The 16,516-nt window shown below is 69.7% G+C and carries 14 protein-coding genes and 2 riboswitches; of the genes, 4 read left to right on the top strand and 10 right to left on the bottom strand.

Annotated elements, in window-relative coordinates; genetic code table 11:
• The first annotated feature begins 108 nt into the window (after positions 1 to 108).
• Entirely contained in the window at positions 109 to 471 is a 363-nt protein-coding gene (locus IZR01_RS24570; RefSeq protein WP_194925229.1) for a GNAT family N-acetyltransferase, read from the top strand.
• Positions 472 to 475: 4 nt separating this feature from the next.
• On the opposite strand, the gene IZR01_RS24565 is transcribed toward IZR01_RS24570, so the two are convergent.
• From IZR01_RS24565 to IZR01_RS24545, 5 genes are all read right to left on the bottom strand, one after another.
• Positions 476 to 1,372, bottom strand: coding sequence for a hypothetical protein (locus IZR01_RS24565; RefSeq protein ID WP_194896610.1), 897 nt, complete (start codon positions 1,370 to 1,372; stop codon positions 476 to 478).
• A 150-nt stretch (positions 1,373 to 1,522) separates the two neighbouring features.
• A complete protein-coding gene (locus IZR01_RS24560; RefSeq protein ID WP_194925228.1) occupies positions 1,523 to 2,521 on the bottom strand; it encodes an SCO2521 family protein in 999 nt (332 codons plus the stop codon).
• Positions 2,502 to 3,539: an SCO2522 family protein gene (locus IZR01_RS24555; RefSeq protein WP_323746491.1), complete on the bottom strand. Its 1,038-nt coding sequence runs from the start codon at positions 3,537 to 3,539 to the stop codon at positions 2,502 to 2,504. The genes IZR01_RS24560 and IZR01_RS24555 overlap by 20 nt, the downstream gene beginning before the upstream one ends.
• On the bottom strand, positions 3,536 to 4,456 hold the full coding sequence (locus tag IZR01_RS24550) for an SCO2523 family variant P-loop protein (protein WP_194896608.1): 921 nt from the start codon (positions 4,454 to 4,456) through the stop codon (positions 3,536 to 3,538). Before IZR01_RS24550 ends, IZR01_RS24555 begins: the two co-directional genes overlap by 4 nt.
• Position 4,457: 1 nt before the next feature.
• Positions 4,458 to 6,293 carry an SCO2524 family protein gene (locus tag IZR01_RS24545; protein ID WP_194925227.1) on the bottom strand — a complete coding sequence of 612 codons (1,836 nt, stop codon included), beginning with the start codon at positions 6,291 to 6,293 and terminating at the stop codon, positions 4,458 to 4,460.
• Positions 6,294 to 6,577: 284 nt separating this feature from the next.
• On the opposite strand from IZR01_RS24545, the gene IZR01_RS24540 reads away from it, so the two are divergent.
• Positions 6,578 to 6,910, top strand: coding sequence for a GNAT family N-acetyltransferase (locus IZR01_RS24540; RefSeq protein WP_194925226.1), 333 nt, complete (start codon positions 6,578 to 6,580; stop codon positions 6,908 to 6,910).
• Here the strand turns inward: IZR01_RS24540 and IZR01_RS24535 are convergent, their stop codons facing one another.
• Positions 6,911 to 7,726: a GNAT family N-acetyltransferase gene (locus IZR01_RS24535; RefSeq protein WP_194925225.1), complete on the bottom strand. Its 816-nt coding sequence runs from the start codon at positions 7,724 to 7,726 to the stop codon at positions 6,911 to 6,913.
• Between the two features lie 91 nt (positions 7,727 to 7,817).
• Positions 7,818 to 7,903: riboswitch (glycine riboswitch) on the top strand.
• A riboswitch (glycine riboswitch) is annotated at positions 7,904 to 8,017 on the top strand. It begins immediately after the preceding riboswitch.
• A 216-nt stretch (positions 8,018 to 8,233) separates the two neighbouring features.
• On the opposite strand from IZR01_RS24535, the gene gcvP reads away from it, so the two are divergent.
• Positions 8,234 to 11,107, top strand: coding sequence for an aminomethyl-transferring glycine dehydrogenase (gene gcvP / locus IZR01_RS24530; protein ID WP_194925236.1), 2,874 nt, complete (start codon positions 8,234 to 8,236; stop codon positions 11,105 to 11,107).
• Between the two features lie 115 nt (positions 11,108 to 11,222).
• Here the strand turns inward: gcvP and IZR01_RS24525 are convergent, their stop codons facing one another.
• Both IZR01_RS24525 and IZR01_RS24520 read right to left on the bottom strand, forming a co-directional pair.
• Positions 11,223 to 12,542, bottom strand: coding sequence for an MFS transporter (locus IZR01_RS24525; RefSeq protein ID WP_194925224.1), 1,320 nt, complete (start codon positions 12,540 to 12,542; stop codon positions 11,223 to 11,225).
• 265 nt (positions 12,543 to 12,807) lie between these two features.
• A complete protein-coding gene (locus IZR01_RS24520) occupies positions 12,808 to 13,527 on the bottom strand; it encodes a 3'-5' exonuclease (protein WP_194925223.1) in 720 nt (239 codons plus the stop codon).
• 148 nt (positions 13,528 to 13,675) lie between these two features.
• Between IZR01_RS24520 and IZR01_RS24515 the strand changes: the two genes are divergently transcribed.
• A complete protein-coding gene (locus IZR01_RS24515) occupies positions 13,676 to 14,422 on the top strand; it encodes a phosphotransferase enzyme family protein (RefSeq protein ID WP_194899835.1) in 747 nt (248 codons plus the stop codon).
• Positions 14,423 to 14,750: 328 nt separating this feature from the next.
• Here the strand turns inward: IZR01_RS24515 and IZR01_RS24510 are convergent, their stop codons facing one another.
• Together IZR01_RS24510 and IZR01_RS24505 are read right to left on the bottom strand one after the other, a co-directional pair.
• Positions 14,751 to 14,945, bottom strand: coding sequence for a DUF5999 family protein (locus IZR01_RS24510; RefSeq protein WP_194899836.1), 195 nt, complete (start codon positions 14,943 to 14,945; stop codon positions 14,751 to 14,753).
• Between the two features lie 831 nt (positions 14,946 to 15,776).
• Positions 15,777 to 16,516 (bottom strand): vWA domain-containing protein (locus tag IZR01_RS24505; protein WP_228560140.1); only part of this gene is annotated, 740 nt, incomplete at its 5' end.

Raw genomic sequence — 16,516 nt, 5'->3', positions numbered from 1 at the left:
GTGGGGGAACCTCTGTCGGTGCGGAGTGCGCGTCAGGAGGATTTGTCGCGTATCGCAGAACTCGAAGACATAGTGTTCGAGGGCACAGGTTTCACCATCTCCACACTGATGCAGTTGTACGGCCCCTCCGGGGTGGCCTGGCTGGTGGCCGAGGATTCCGAGGGGATCTGGGGCTACTCGCTGAGCATGCGGGACACCGACGATCCCCAGGTCGGCTGGCTGCTGGCGCTGGGGGTGCATCCGGAGCGGCGGGGCCTGCGCATCGGGCTGCGGCTGCTGGACGAGTCCATCGCCTGGCTCCAGAGCAAGGGGATCAACGCGGTCAAGCTGACCGTCAAGCCGGAGAACTGGACGGCCTACGACATGTACATCCGGGCCGGCTTCCAGGACACCGGGCAGTGGAAGGACGGCGATCTGGGCGACGGCCGGCGTCGCAAGATACTGACTTTGCTGCTGCCCACCGGGCTCTGAGGCCTCACAACCGGAACCACCGGCGGATGAGCAGCACGAAGAAGATGTTGCGCAGGATGTCGCCGACGTAGGTCTCCACTTCCAAAGCGGACTCCCATTTGCCGGAGATGCTCTTCACGTCGCCCAGGCCCATCGGGTTCACGAAGTTCTGGACCGCCATGAAGAAGGCGTCGCCGCGGGTGTTCCCCGGATCGCGGGGCAGGTGCAGCAAGTAGACCACGAACGCGGCGATGACCAGGGCGATCCAGAGCAGCAGCCGCATCGGCTTGTATCCGTAGCCGAAGAACCAGCGGGACAGTGCCCAGATGAACCGCATCGGCCTCCACCACGGATACGTCTTGCGGTGTGCGCCGAGCTTCAGATACTCGCATCGGTCTTCGGCGCGGGCGTTCTTGAACCGGGCGTGGATGTCGGCCGCGTCGCCGAAAGCCTTCTCGGCGAACCGGGGAAACCCCGCGGACAGGAGTTCCCTGCCGGCCTGCTCCAGCGACCCGGCGATGACGCCGCCCTCGGCGCCGGACAGCAGGACCCTGCCGTTGGCTTCCGCGCGCGCGGCCAGCATCGTGGCGATCACGTCGCCGTAGCGCTGCTTGAACGGCACCTCGCGGTCGTAGAAGTCGCTCAGGACCAAGGCCCCGGGGCGCGCGGCGGCGGCCGCGGAGACGAACCTGAGCTGCGCGCCGGTCTGTATGCGGTCGAAGTCCGCGATGACGGTCGGCTCGGAGGACTCGCGGCGGGTCCTGCGATGATCCTCCCGCTCCGACCGGGAACGCGCCCAGCTCGGCGACTTGTAACGCTTCCCGCGCTCCAGGTCTTCGGCGATGGCGTTCGCATGGGACACCACGAGTGCCTTGAACGTGGTGAGCCGTTCTTCGCCGTCGCTGTCCGACCCGCCTACCACGTGTCGCCCGTGCGGCGCCGCCGATCCATCGCATCCCCCTGTGAACCGCAGTGACCGGCTTCTAGTATGTCGGATGAAACATACAGTGTCGATCTGTATCAACAGAAAATATGAAAGCGCGGCATCGGTGTCGACGCCGGATCGGGGCGCTCAGTACCTTCGAGGCGGCCTTATCTTCACCTGGTCCCGCAGGTCGCGGATCCGTGCGGTCTGGCGCTCGAACAACCGCGAGTAATGTGTCCGGCTCTCCATGGCTTCCCACAACGCCTTCATGTCAGGGCCCAGGTGGGTGGGCGGCATCCACAAGGGTGCCAACTCGTTGAGCGCGAACAGCAACGAGTCCAGGGGATCGCGGTCGCGGGCGATGTCCGTTTCGGCGCGCGGCACGATGACGTCCTGCACCGTGGTCAGCAGCCACTCGTGCAGGGCGAACTCCTCGCAGAAACGGATCAGCAGCGGCAGGTCTTCCGGTGATCCGTTGAGCCGGATGACGTGGAAGTTCGGCACGTCGCTCTTCGTTATCCCGACCGTCGGCTTGGCCTGCGGGGGCTGTGGGGCGAGCGTGGCGGCCCAGCGGACCACGGCCGTGCCGGTGCGCAGGGCGGTGGTGTGGTCCAGGCGATTGCTTTGCTGGACCTCGCCGATGATCCGGTCGCTGATCGAGGCCAGGTCCAGGCCGCGGGCCGGGGAGACGTCGGTGAGGTAGCCGTCCATGACGTTGTGCGGGTTCGGTGAGCCCAGCACCTCTATGACGCCGGGCTGGCGCAGGTAGTGCCGCCACTCGCGGCGCTCCTTGGCCGTGGCCGAGGTGAGGGCCACGTGTGCCGTGCCCTGAAGGATGCGGCCGTTGGTCACGACCGCGTGGCTCAGCACCGTGCCGATCGCCCGGCCCCGGCCCTCGCGCGCCACGTGCAGGCGGCAGTCCACCCCGGTGACCTGTTCCGGGGACACCACGCGGCGGGTCGGCCGGTCCACCTTGCTCACCGGGGAGCCGGGCGTCAGCTGCATCAGGGCGACGCTCGCCGAGGGGGACAGGCCGGCCAGGTTCTGGATCAGGCAGGTGCGCACCTCGCCGAACCCCAGCAGGGGCTGCGCGCCGTCGTCGGGGACGGCCGGGCCCCCGTCCCGCTCAGTCGTTGAGGGCGACATGGACATCGTTGAAGAACAAGTGGCTCAGGCGGCCCGCCGGGTTGTCGGGCAACGTCACCGCGTTCGTCTCGTCCCGGGCCCGGTCCGCGGTCTGTTTCAGCACCGTCTTGTCGAAGCGCAGGTGGTCGACGATGATCTCGGCGGCGTGTTCGGCCGCGCGGAAGTGCGGCGGCAGGACGGAAAGGGCCTGATACGCGGCGAACGGGGCGGCGTCCGGCGTCAGCTGGGTGATGCTCGGCAGTTGCTGCCACAGATCCGGGAACCCCTCGCCGGCGCCGAACCGGTAGGGCTTGGCGACCGCGTCGCCGGCGTCACGCAGCAGCCCCAGCCGCAGCAGCTGCCAGACTGCTGACAGCAGCGAGCACGAGTACTGACGCTTCGCGGACTGCTGGTAGTGGTCCAGGCTCCACAGCTCGATGTCGACGAACACCGAGTGCCGGTACTTCCCGAACTCCTCAGGCGGCTCCCACTGGGGGGCGTCCATGGCCACCGAGACGGCCGGGGAGCGCTCGCCGTTGGACAGCCAGCCGGTCTGCGCGGTCGGCGGCCGCGAGCCGTTGGCGCCGACCGCGGCCTCCTCGACGATGAGTCCGGCGACGATGTCCGCCAGCGCGCTCTGGTCGCGCGGGCCGGAATAGGGGCGCTCGTACGCGACCGCGCAGCCGGCCTCCCGCGCCAGGTAGTCGATCTTGAAACCAGCCTGGTCGGCGGCGGTGGTCACGATGTCCACCACCTCCGAGGGCTTGGGCTGGTCGTCCACTGCGCCGGACGGCGAGTAGTCGTCGACCAGGAAGCAGGTGCTGATCCGGGCGTTGCGGCCGAACCGCTTGCGGGTCCGCTTGGTCGCCGCCTCCAACCATGGTGCGACCTGTTCCAGCTGGTGGGTGATCTTGCGGTCGCCGTCGGCGAAGTCCTCCAGATACAGGCGTCCGGTCTCGACCGAGAGATGGCCCAGCGGTACCGCCGCCACTCGCGCGGACTCGGTCATCTCGTTGTAGCTCACGTCCACGGCCGTCACAGCCCTTCCCAGAATCTCTCGTCCGACAGTTTCGCGGCGAGATCCTCGAAGGCCTGCACGGTGGCCTGGTTGGCGATCTTCAGTCCGCTGACATCGGAGTCGTCGATCACCTGCTCGCTCCACTGGAGCATCGGGTCGAAGGGGATCTGTCCCGCGAGGCGCGCGCGGCCCATGCGTAGCTTGTCGGCCTGCTCGCGCAGCTTCTGGTCGTAGGCGCGCAGCCAGGCGCCCTGGGCCGGCCGGGTCACCGACTCCTGATCCACACACAGGTCCACGACCGCGGTGCGGACGTAGCGGACGGAGTTGTTCAGCCTCTGCGGGTCGTGGCCCCGCCGCTCGCCGGCCTTCAGCAATCCCCTCTCGCCGAACACCAGGCCGTGTGCGGCCAGGATGTGCTGCTTGGTCCAGCGGTGGAAGACCAGCCAGCGGCTGGTCAGCGCGGCCAGTTCGGGCCGCGCCGTGGCCTCCAGGACCAGGTCGACGGCGTAGGAGCGGCCCGCGGACAGGTCGACGACGCACAGGTCGAACTCGCGGTCCAGCCTCAGGAACAGCTGGGCGCAGCGGGCCGGCATGTCCGCGCTGATCGAGAACTCCCCGCCGTCCTTGTCGCCGGGCAGCAGCACCAGTCGGCCGGCGCCGGAGATGCGCGGCAGGTCGCGCAGCGTGTCGCTGTCTGAGTGCAGCGCCGTGTCCAGCTGCTGGGACTCGGTGTGCCTGGTGAAGTACGAGTGCAGGCCCGAGGCGTCCACGCCGCGCTCGGCCTCGGGCACGTCGAAGATCGCGCCGGCGGTGGGCGATCCGAAGTCGAAGTCGAGATAGGCGACCGCCTCGCCTTGCAACGCCCGTCGGTAGGCCATGTTGCAACCGGTCACCGAACGCCCCGTTCCTCCCTTGTCGGAGGTGGCGAATATCAGCACGTCATGCGCTCCTGCTCGCCGCATGGCGGGCGAAGGCGAGCTCATCCAAGTCTCTGAGTACCTTGTCGGCCAGCGCTGCGGCCGTCGCCGGCCGCTCGCCGGCCAGCGAGTCGGCGCGGTTCAGCGATTGTTCGGCCTCCCGGAGCAACTTCTGTTCCTGCGAGCCGCCGGCCGTGGGGGTGGTCAGACGCTCCTGGTCCAGGATGTGCCGGGCCTCGGCGATCTTGTTGTTGGCCTGGTCCACCTGGCCTTGGTCGGCCACCGGCGGGGCGCTGACCAGCGCGGCCGCGGCGACGAAGACCTCGACGGAGCGTTCGGTCATGTCCCAGGCCGGAGTGGCGGGCGCCGGCGCGAGGCGGGGGTAGATGTTGGCGGGGTGGTCCCAAAGCCCGTCGGATTGTTGGCGCCGGGCCAGCAGGTGCTCCACCGAGGCGTCCGCGACCTCGATGAGGCGGGCCCGGTTCCGGCGGCTGCCGCTGACGTTCGCGACGCGCAGCGCCGTCTTGGCCAAGGCGGCGGCGAAACCGTTATAGGACCAGGCCAACGCCGGCCCTTCCAGCTCTGATCCGCCCAAGCGCATCAGGACGCCGGGATCGTGCAGCAGCACGCCGCGGTCGTCCTCGGCCGCGCGCCGGCTCACCAGACCGCGCTGGCCCAGTTCCTCGAGCACGGCGACGCTCCGTCCGATCGTGCCGGACAGGGTGCCACCCTGCTGTGCCATCGCGACGATCGCGAGCACCAGTTCGGTGAAGTACGGCGAGCTCTGGCCGGTGGTCGCCTCCCACGGCACGTCCTCGATCGCCCAGCGGCCGGAGCCGAAAGTCGCGATCGTGGACCAGTACTGCAACGCCAGACCCCAGCGCAGGTTCAGGGCCTCGCGCAGGGACTGCTGTTCGGAGGTCAGCAGGCCTTGGCGCGAGGTGCGGGTGGAGAAGAGGTCGGCCAGACCGTCGAGGGCGTTGACCGTGAAGTGCAGCAGCGGACGCGATTCGGCGATGCCATGGGGCTGCTTCACACCTTCGGCGGCCGCCAGATCGATGTCGGTGGCGTCCTGTGCCACCCCCCACGCCCAACCGCACTCGAAGAAGCGCTCGGGATAGTCCCGCAGCATCTGTTCGTTCTCCGGCGGCAGGCCGAAGGTCAGCTCCGGCAGCTTGTCGCGGACCGGCTGCAACCGACCGCGCAGGTCCTGGGTCAGCGTCCGGCCCACGACCCGGCCCTGGCTGACCGTGCGCAGCAGTACGGCCTCGGCCGGGGAGTCGGGGTCCAGGACGTTGACGACGAACGAGCGCAGCAGGCCGACCATGGCCGCAGTCAGGCGCGCGTCCATGGCCAGGATCACGGCCTCGATCCGGTTCTGAAGCTCGCGCCGCTCGACCGTCCGCTGGAACTCGCGCAGGAAGCCCTTCGCAGACAGACAGAGGGTGACGGAGATCGAGTACGACTCGGTGATGTCGTAGGCGTACTGCTCCTGCTTCACCTCCTCGTCCGGGTTCTCGGCCAGCAGATAGGAACCGCCGGTGAAGGTCGGACCGCCGTCGTCGTCGGTGTAGCGCGCCAGGTACTGCTCCATCGCCTCCAGCATCCGCATCGGGATGTCCAGGCCGCTGCCCATGGGTCTGAGCACCGCGAGCACGTCGTCCTCGATGGAGTCCGGCCGGTCCAGCCGGAACCCGGCGACCTCGGTCGCGGGGTAGAGGAGGATCAAGATCTGTTCGGCATCGCTGATGCTGTTCGACGGGTAGCGACCACCCCAGGCCCACTCCCCGCTACCGAACGTCGCGCGCGCGAAGGCCCGCCACGTGTCCAGGATGTGTTGCCTTGGGTTGGTTCTCAATGCCGTGTCCCCCTGACCAGCTGCGGGCCTCTACCAGCGACAGCCTTACCCGGTTACAGGGGTCTGATACATGGGAATGGGTAGTGAGATGGAGGCTTACGATTCTCCGCGGCTGCGCGGCGTCAAGAAGAGCGATCTGTCCGCGATCGCCGAGTTGGAAGCCACCGCGTTCGGAACCAACAGCCTGACGCGTAGCGCGCTCGACGTGATCTTTGATCCGTCCGGGGCCCTGTGGCTGCTGGCCGAAGATGACGAGGGCGTCTGGGCGCACTCTGTGAACGCCCGTGGCGAGGATCCCACCGTCGGATGGATCGTCGGGATGGCGATCCACCCCCCAGCGGCAGCGGCGCGGCTGGGGCCAGCTGCTGCTTTGGGCGACCATCCAGCATCTGCAGGATCACGACATGGAAGTCATCCGTCTCCTGGTCAAGCCGAGAAACAAGATCGCCCGGCGCCTCTACGAGATCTCCGGCTTCATCGTCACCGGAGAGGGCATGAATCACTTCGGCCCTGGCGAGGATCGGATGGTGATGTCCTTGCTGCTCGGTGGAAGGACCACGCTGCTCCGAAACGGCCACGCCAATGGAGCGACAGTCCCGCAGGTCCCTGTCGACTGATCAGAGCCGGAACTCGTAAGGCGTCGTCACACTCAAAGCCCGAAACCCCAGCCGCTCCAGAATCGGTCGGCTCATATCCGTCGCGTCCACCTGCAAGTACTCGCACCCCAAGCCCGCGGCCACCCGCATTCGCCGGGCCACCAGTGCCCGGTAGATGCCGCGTCCGCGCCATTGCGGGGCGGTGCCGCCGCCCCACAGGCTGGCGAAGCCGGTGCCGGGGTGGACCAGCATGCGGGCGGCGCTCACTGGTTGGTCGCCGGCCATGGCCAGCCAGGTCCACACGGTCTGCGGGTCGTCGGCCAGGCGGGCTAGGACGCGGTCGCGGGCTCGGGCGCCGCCGCTGCCGAATGCGGCGTCGGATGCTTCGCCGACCAGGTCGGCGTCGGCCTCGGTGGTGACCGGGCGGAGGGAGATGCCGTCCGGGAGGGATTCCGACAGGCCGGCGTCGGGTTGCCCGGGGCCCGAGAGCTGTGTGATCTCCGCCACGAACAGGGTTTCCGGGGCGTCGGCCACGAAGCCGGCGGCTTGTAGCCGGTGGGCCAGATCCGTGGGCTGGTCGTGGCGGTAGTGCTTCCACTCGAAGTCCGTGCCGAGGGCTCGGAAGTGGGTGATCTGTGCCTGGATCGCGGCGTCGGCGGTGGTGGCGTTCAGGTCGGAGTAGAGGATGCCGTGCCAGTCCGTGGGGTGTGCGCCTATTTGGCGGCGGATGCCGGCGGCGTGTTCGATGCGGGCGCCGGGTTCGTCCGGCTCGGCGGTGGCGCGCATCCTGGTGTCGAAGATCGTTAGGAGGTCTTCGTCGGGGGTGGGGGAGGTCATCGGGTCAGCTCAGCACCGGTGGATGGTTACGGCAAACGGTTAACGGGATTAGAACAGGCGGTGGGGGCGCTGGTACCTTCGTAAGTGCTGACTACCTCGAACGGGAGAGACCTCTCGTGGGCGCCGAAGGAGCAACCCTCCCCGGAAACTCTCAGGCAAACGGACCGTTCGGGCAGGCAACTCTGGAAAGTAGGGCGGACCTTCTGGGAAGCCCTCACCGACGGTGTAAGCCGTGGGTCGGTTCAGGCCGCCCGCGGTGAAACTCTCAGGTTCCATGACAGAGGGGGAGGACGGATCCGCGGGAGGCGCGAATCCACCACCCGACGTCTAAGAGCGTCCGCCTGAGAGGCCACAACAGTGACCGCAGTGCTCACGGATCTGCACGGCGCGGCCGGAGACGACTCCGGCGCCGGCGCGGTGCCCGCCCAGTCCGCCGACCCGACCTCCGACCGTGCCGCCGACCAGGCCGCCGGTTCCAAGTCGGCCGCGACCGCCGCCCGGCCCACGCTGGTCGAACTGGAACAGAGTTCCCCCTTCGCCGACCGACACATCGGTCCGGACCCGGCCGCCGCCGCGCACATGCTGGCCCTGCTCGGCTACGACTCGCTCGACGCGCTCACCGAGGCCGCGGTCCCCGGCTCCATCCGGCTCACCGAGCGCCTGAACCTGCCGCCGGCCCGCTCGGAGGCCGAGGTGCTGACCGAGCTGCGGGACATCGCCGGCCGCAACCGGGTCTTCCGGCCGATGATCGGCCTGGGGTACCACGGCACCTTCACCCCGCCGGTGATCCTGCGCAACGTGCTGGAGAACCCGGCCTGGTACACCGCCTACACCCCCTACCAGCCGGAGATCTCCCAGGGCCGGCTGGAGGCGCTGCTCAACTTCCAGACCGTGGTCGCCGACCTGGCCGGGCTGCCGGTGGCCAACGCCTCCCTGCTGGACGAGGCCACCGCCGCCGCCGAGGCCATGACCCTGGCCCGGCGCGCCAGCAAGTCCAAGTCGCCGCGGTTCCTGGTCGACGCCGACGTCTTCCCGCAGACGCTGGCCGTGCTCCAGACCCGGGCCGAGCCGCTGGGGATCGAGCTGGCGCTCGCCGACCTGAACGCCGACCAGCTGCCCGAGGGCGACTTCTACGGCGTGCTGGTCCAGTACCCCGGCGCCTCCGGCCAGGTGCGTGACCTCACGGCGATCGCCGCGGCGGCCCATGAGCGCGGCATGCTGGTCGCGGTCGCCGCCGACATCCTGTCCCTGACCCTGCTCACCTCACCCGGCGAGGCCGGGGCCGACATCGCGGTCGGCTCCACGCAGCGCTTCGGTGTGCCGCTGGGCTTCGGCGGACCGCACGCCGGCTACATGGCCGTCCGCGAGAACCTGTCCCGCTCGCTGCCCGGCCGCCTGGTCGGGGTGTCCGTGGACGCCGACGGGGATCAGGCGCTGCGGCTGGCGTTGCAGACCCGCGAGCAGCACATCCGGCGCGAGAAGGCCACGTCCAACATCTGCACCGCGCAGGTTCTGCTGGCCGTGATCGCCGGTATGTACGCGGTCTACCACGGTCCCGAGGGCCTGACCGCGATCGCCCGCCGCACTCACCGCTACACCGCCGTCCTGGCCGCCGGGCTGCGCGAGGCCGGGGCCGAGGTCGTGCCCACCGCCTTCTTCGACACCCTGACCGTGCGGGTCCCGGGCCGGGCCGCCGAGGTCTGGCGGGCCGCGCTGACCGCCGGCGTGAACCTGCGGCTGGTCGACGAGGACACCGTCGGCGTGTCCTGCGACGAGACGACCGACTGGGCCGACCTGCGGGCCGTCTGGGCGGCCTTCGGGGTCACCGGCAAGGAGGCGGCGGGCGTCCACGAGCTCGACGCCGCCACCGAGGACGCGCTCGGCGCCCACCAGCGCACCACCGACTTCCTGACCCACCCGGTCTTCCGCGCGCACCGCTCCGAGACCGCGATGCTTCGCTACCTGCGCAAGCTCGCCGACCGCGACATCGCCCTGGACCGCTCGATGATCCCGCTCGGCTCCTGCACGATGAAGCTGAACGCGACCGCCGAGATGGAGCCGATCACCTGGCCCGAGTTCGGCGCGATCCACCCCTTCGCCCCGCTGGAGCAGGCCTCGGGCTACCTGTCGTTGATCGGCCAGCTGGAGGGCTGGCTGGCCGAGGTGACCGGCTACGCCCGGGTCTCGGTGCAGCCGAACGCCGGCTCGCAGGGCGAGCTGGCCGGGCTGCTGGCCGTCCGCGCCTACCACCGCGACCACGGCCAGGGGCAGCGCGACGTGTGCCTGATCCCGTCCTCGGCGCACGGCACCAACGCCGCCAGCGCGGTGATGGCCGGCATGCGGGTGGTGGTCGTGGCCGCCCGGGTGGACGGCTCGGTGGACGTCACGGATCTGAAGGCGAAGATCGACAAGCACCGGGACGAGCTCAGCGTCCTGATGATCACCTACCCCTCCACGCACGGCGTGTTCGAGGAGGAGGTCACCGAGATCTGCGCCCTGGTGCACGCCGCCGGCGGCCAGGTCTACGTGGACGGCGCGAACCTGAACGCCATGGTCGGCCTGGCCAAGCCCGGCTCCTTCGGCGGCGACGTCTCGCACCTGAACCTGCACAAGACCTTCTGCATCCCGCACGGCGGCGGCGGCCCCGGCGTCGGCCCGGTCGGCGTCCGCGCCCACCTGGCGCCGTACCTGCCCAACCACCCCCTGCACCCGGTCGCCGGGCCTCGTCCCGAAGGCGGCGGCGTCGGCCCGGTCTCCGCGGCCCCGTGGGGTTCCGCGGGCATCCTGCCGATCCCGTGGGCCTACATCCGCCTGATGGGCGCCGAGGGTCTGCGCAGCGCCACCCAGCACGCCATCCTCGCCGCCAACTACGTCGCCAAGCGCCTGTCGGACCACTACCCGGTCCTCTACACCGGCCCCAACGGCCTGGTGGCGCACGAGTGCATCATCGACCTGCGCCAGATCACCAAGGACACCGGCGTCACCGTCGACGACGTGGCCAAGCGCCTGATCGACTACGGCTTCCACGCCCCGACCATGTCCTTCCCGGTGGCCGGCACCCTGATGATCGAGCCCACCGAGAGCGAAGACCTGGCCGAGCTCGACCGCTTCTGCGACGCGATGCTGGCCGTCAAGCGCGAAATCGACCGCGTCGCCGCCGGCGACCTGGACCGCGAGGACAACCCCCTGCGCCAGGCCCCGCACACGGCGGCGATGCTGGCCGGGGACTGGAAGCACGGCTACGAGCGAGCCGAGGCCGTGTTCCCGGCCGGAGTGAACCCGGCGGACAAGTACTGGCCGCCGGTGCGGCGCATCGACGGGGCTTACGGGGACCGGAACTTGGTTTGTTCTTGCCCCGCCCCGGAGGCTTTCGAGGACTGAGTACGCCGATGGCTTGAGCGAGCTTGAGCGAGCCATGCGTTGGTGGCTTGAGCGAGCCATGGTGCGCCGGCGCCCCGCAGACCGAGTTCGTGGTCTGCGGGGCGCCGGCGTTTCGCTAGACAGCGGCTGATGTCGCCGGTGCCTGCGCCGATGCCTCGGCGATCGCTACTGCGGCGTTCGGCGTCGCCTTCGTGATCCGGACGCGCCAGATCCGGGCCGTGCCCGCGGCCAGCAGCACCGGGGCGGCCGCCAGGGCGAAGCATCCAGACAGCGACAGGCGGGCCAGCGCCGGTCCCATCGCCGCGTAGCCGGCCGAGGAACCGGCGTTGTAGGCGTTGTTGACCCACATGCCGGCGCTGGTGCGGGACTGTTCGGCGGCGAGCTCGTCGCCGACGAGGTAGGCGCAGGTCATCAGCGGCGACACGAACAGGCCGGTGGCGGTGGTGATGGCCGTCAGGGTCCAGACATTCGGCGCGAGTCCGGCGGCCGCGATACTCAGGCCGAGGGCGGCGGTCAGGAGTGGGAGCCGGGCGCGGCTGGGGATCGGCCAGTCGACGGTGCCGTAGACGAGGCCGCCGAGGATGCTGCCGACTGACATACCGGCGTCGGCCCAGGCTATCGCTGAGGGCTGATGGTGCCGCATCGCGAAGGCCACGATCGCCAGGCTCTGCGCGCCGAGGCCCAGCCCCACACCGGTCGCGGCGAACACCGGCTCGGCGATCCGCGACAGCGTGCCCCGGTTCCGGTTCCGGTTCCCGTTTTGGTCCCGGTTTCGGTCCCGGACCCGGACCCGACCGGCCCGTGTGCCTCGCTCGCTGCCCGTCGCCCGAGCAGCGGTCGAAGCCAGCCCGACCACCGGCGACGTCATCATCGCGACCGTCCCCACCGCCACCAGCACCGCGCTGAGCAGCACCCCGACCGCCGGGTTCGCGACCAGGATCAGCAGCCCGACCAGCAGCGGCCCGCTGACCCCGATCACCTCCTCGGCGACCGTGTCCAGGCTGAACGCCCGCTGCATCAGGGCTTGGTCATCGCCGCACATCGTTCGCCACAGGGTGCGCATGGTCGGCCCCAGCGGCGGAGCCGCGGCGCCGGCGGCGAGGGCGAGGGTTTCGAGGAGCCAGAGCGGTGCGCCGGGGCGCCAGGTGGCGGCCGTGATGCCCAGCAGTGCGGCGGCGTAGGACAGCGCCAGGGGCAGCAGCACACGCCGGATGCCGTGCCGGTCGATCAGGCGGGCGCGCAGGGGTGCCAGGGCGGCCACGGACAGCGCGAAGACGGCCACGACCGCGCCGGCACGCCCGACGGAGCCGGGGCCGGAGGCCAGTGCGAGGGTCATGGACAGGAAGACCGTGCCGTAGGACAGCCGTCCGATGAGGGCCGTGGCGAATGTGCGCGCGGCGGAGGGCAGGCGGAGTACCGCCAGGTACGAAGACAAGGGAGTTGTTCCTCACCGTGAGATCACTTGCGGGGACGCCGACGGACCGCGACACGGCCGGTGGCCGCAGCGGTCGACGTGGGTCCTTACGCACGTGAGGTGATGAACATGGGGCCGATCATAGCGAACGCCGAGGGAGAGGGAGAAGCGAATACGGCACTTGAAGTCGAAGCAGCACCTGAGAAGCCAAGGCAGCATTTGAAGTCGAAGCAGCACTGGAGGTCAGAGTGATCGGAGTCAGACCGATCGAGTCAGACCGGCCGGATCAGAAGATCGAGTCCTGAATCGGGAGCGTCGCCTTGGCAGTGGATCCGCAGACCCTGACGACATCGGCCAGGTCTCGCAGCCCGCGGGTGGCGGCCACCTCCAGCAGCTGCTCGAACAGCGCGACGGTCACCTCGACGTCGGGCATCGCCCGGTGCCGGGTGGCCGGCCGGGGCAGGCGCAGGTGGTCGATCAGCGCGTCCAGGCCGTAGCCCGGCGCGTCCGGCAGCAGGGCCCGTGCCAGCTTCACGGTGTCGAGCAGGTGCGTGGCCGCCAGCGCCGGGCAGTCGTCCCGGTACCGGTAGATGATCCCGCCCTCCATGGTGGTGTTGTGCGCCACGAGCAGGTGCGGCCCGGCGCCCACCTGGGCGTCGAACTGCGCGAGTACGGTGGCCGCGCCCGGACGGTCGGCGACCATCGCGGCGGTGATGCCGTGTTGCAAGGTGTCGAAGTCGGTGACGGCGGCGTGGGCCGGCGGCTTCATCAGCGCGTCGAAGGACCAGAGCTGTTGCCAGCGGTGGCCGGTGCCGCCGTCGCGACCGTCACCGTCGCCGTCATCGCCGTCCCGGCGCAGCGCGATCGCGGCGACCTCGACCGGCTCGGGGGAGTACCCACGCGGCGTCGTGCCTTCGAAGTCCAGCACCACGAAGGTCGTCCCGACCAGCGCGGGATCGCGCAGCAGGGCCGGAGTCGGGGCGTCGGGCGCGGACATTTTGGTCATCGGACAAGCCTAGTGCGCGGGTGGCCAGGCGCGGGCCGCAACCGGCGGATTGATCGCGCAATAACAGGCCCTTAAGATCACCGCTGAGCGACTCAACCAAAACCACCCAGCCGCTGGCGGCCAACCACCCGCATGGCACCATCTCCGAATGACCAGCGAACCCATGGCCGGCGGGGTGAACACCGTCCTGCGAATCGGCGACCGCGTCCATCGGCCGGCGGGGCAGTGGTCGCCGGCCGTCCACGCGCTGCTGGAACACCTCGCGGCGAAAGGCTTCGCCGGTGCGCCGCGCGCTCACGGCTTCGACGCCGAAGGGCGCGAGATCCTCGACTTCCTGCCGGGCGAAGTCCCGGATTCGGAGGCCGTGGTTCCCGATGAAGTGCTCGTCGAAGTGGCGGTCCTGCTCCGGGTCCTGCACGACGCGAGCCTCGGCTTCGTCCCGCCGCCGGACGCCGCCTGGTACTTCGAGCCCCGCGAACCGGCGGAAGTGGTCTGCCATGGAGACGTCGCGCCCTACAACACCGTCTTCCGGAGCGGCCATCCGGTGGCCCTGATCGACTTCGACACCGCGCACCCGGCGCCGCGGGTCTGGGACGTCGCCTACGCGGCCTACCGCTTCGTCCAACTCGTCGAGGACGGCGCACCCGCCGTGGAACAGGCCCGGCGCCTGGCGTTGTTCGCCGACGCCTACGACCTCGCCGCCGGGGACCGGGCCGTGCTGCTCGACACCGTCATCGCGCGGCTGGATCACCTGGTGGGTTTCATGCGGGCGCAGGCTGCCGCGGGTCATCCGGCGTTCTCCCGGCACGTCGCGGAGGGCCACGACAGCTACTACCTGCGGAACATCGACCACATCGGACGGCATCGCGACACGTTCGCCGCAGCGCTGGGGTAGGGCATTTCAGAGCCCGAAAAGCTACAGGGGGGATATCAGGCGGGAAGCTCAGCGGCTTCCTAGAACGCCGTTGCCGCGGCGGAACGTCTCGCGGCGGGCGGGTCTGGCTGTCGATGCCGGATCGATCAGCCGTCCCAGAAGTCAGCGGTCCCAGAAGAAAGTGGGATCAGCACCGAGGGCCGGCGGGTCCGGATGGCCGGACCCGGATCTCCCCCGGGTGGGTCTGTTCTATGGACGGATAGGCGGTGAGGCGATTATCGGTCGTCTCTGATGATTACTGGTCGAGTACTGGCCGAATGCAGGTTGAGCGCTAGTCGGGCATGGTGCCTCAGGCTGCGAAGCGGTCCGTCGGGCGGTGCGGGGCGATCGCCTGGCCGTCGGGCAGCAGCTCGCCGGTGTCGTCGAAGGACACGATCCCGTTGCACAGCAGGGACCAGCCCTGCTCCGGGTGTGCGGACACGACCAGGGCGGCGTCCCGGTCGGGGGCGGTCGAGCCTGGACAGCAGGGGAGGTGGTGGCACACGTGCGCGGAGCCGGGCCGGTGGGCGGTCATCGTTGTCATGGTCGTACTTCTTCTTCGTCGTCGGGGCGGCCGTTTCAGGCGGTCGCCGTGCCGTGGTTCGAGGTGTGGTCTGAACCAGTGCTCCTAGTGTCGCGCGTCACACCGTTCCGCGCAGGGAAATCCGGTCACGTGACTCGGGCATTCGGGGAATGTAGTGCTCTGGTGTGGCCCCGAGGCTCGCTTGCATAGTCACTACTGACTAGACGCAAGCGGGTGGTCAGTGGTTCGTTGCCCTGAGTTCCCTTTGAGCTTTGCTTTCGTCGGTGTTGTCTCTTAGGGGCGGCTTGCCTAAGAGCGACCGAGGATTGGTGGCCGGTCTGGCGAGGCGGCGCAGCCGCCGCAGCGCACGGAAAACTCGGCGGGAACGAGGCTGGGCGTGCCGGACCATCGCCCTCGACCCGGCCCGCGCCTGCGCGCAAATTGGCACGAGCGTCGTGGGCGATGGGCTTGCAAGCGCAGCGCCGCAAGGCACCGGTGCGGCCAGGCTCGGAGCTCCGACGCTGGTTTCCCAATGTCGCTCAGCCCGCCCGGCCACCAATCCTCGGTCGCTCTAAAGATCGGTGATCTCGTGGTCGCGTTCGGTCCAGATCGACATCCGATCGTCGCGAAGGCCATCGCGGCGCTCCTAATGTATCGAACTGATATACCAATCCGCTATAGCATCAGCCCGCGGACCAGCGCGGGAAGCGGCTCGCCGGCCGATCCGCGAGCGAGCCCGGGAGCCGGCCCCCGAGCCAGCCCCCGAGTCAGCGCTGAGCCAAGCCGCGAACCGGCCCCGAGCCAACCCGCCACTCACTGATCAGACAGCCGTCCGGCGAACCCGGCGATCACCGCGGAGCCGATGTCGGCCGGGGTGTCGGCGTGCAGGGCCTGCCCGTTGGCGGCGGCGGTGATCTTCGACAGCGTGGTGAGGTCCACGCCGCTGCCCAGGGCCACGATCATCACCCGGACCGGGTGGTTCGGGTTGGCCGCCTTCAGCGCGTCGAGCTTGGTGATCAGCTGGTCGGCGGTCATCGAGTTCAGGCCGTCGTCCTTGCCGTCGGTGAACACCACGATCGCGTTGGACTCGTTCGGCGCCCAGCCGGTCAGCACCGTCTGGTAGGCGTCCAGGATGGTGTCGTAGAGCCCGTTGCGGCTGCCCGGCTGGATCGTCACCTGTCCCAGTGCCGTGTTCAGTGCCGCGCGCCGGGACTGGCCGTTCGCGACCTGTGCCGACAGTGGGCCCATCGGCACCAGTTCGGTGTGGACCGTGCCGCCGCCGTCGGCGGCGTCCTTGGTGGTGAAGGTCCACAGTCCGAGTTCGGAGCTGTCGCCGAACATCGGTAGTCCGGCCACGCAGGCGGCGGCGGTGACCTGGAGCCGGGTCAGTGGGGCGTGGGTGGCGGGGTCGAACTGGCCGTCGACGGTCATGCCCATGGAGCCGGAGACGTCCAGGACCACCAGTCCGCGGGTCTGTTCGCTGGTGATGCCCCAGACCGACAGTGCGGTGCCGGCGGCGGTGTGGGTGGGGTCGGCGGGGGCCAGGGCCGGGA

It is taken from the genome of Catenulispora pinisilvae (assembly GCF_015356865.1).
Classification (GTDB): domain Bacteria; phylum Actinomycetota; class Actinomycetes; order Streptomycetales; family Catenulisporaceae; genus Catenulispora; species Catenulispora pinisilvae.
Note: the sequence above shows the minus strand (reverse complement) of the source record. Positions and strands in the feature narration are given on the sequence as shown.

Bases quoted from the DNA above. Each gene is read 5' to 3' on its own strand.
- IZR01_RS24515 (WP_194899835.1), top strand. From the start codon at position 13,676: ATGACCAGCGAACCCATGGCCGGCGGGGTGAACACCGTCCTGCGAATC.
- IZR01_RS24560 (WP_194925228.1), bottom strand. From the start codon at position 2,521: ATGTCGCCCTCAACGACTGAGCGGGACGGGGGCCCGGCCGTCCCCGAC.
- IZR01_RS24570 (WP_194925229.1), top strand. From the start codon at position 109: ATGCAGTTGTACGGCCCCTCCGGGGTGGCCTGGCTGGTGGCCGAGGAT.
- IZR01_RS24535 (WP_194925225.1), bottom strand. From the start codon at position 7,726: ATGACCTCCCCCACCCCCGACGAAGACCTCCTAACGATCTTCGACACC.
- IZR01_RS24520 (WP_194925223.1), bottom strand. From the start codon at position 13,527: ATGACCAAAATGTCCGCGCCCGACGCCCCGACTCCGGCCCTGCTGCGC.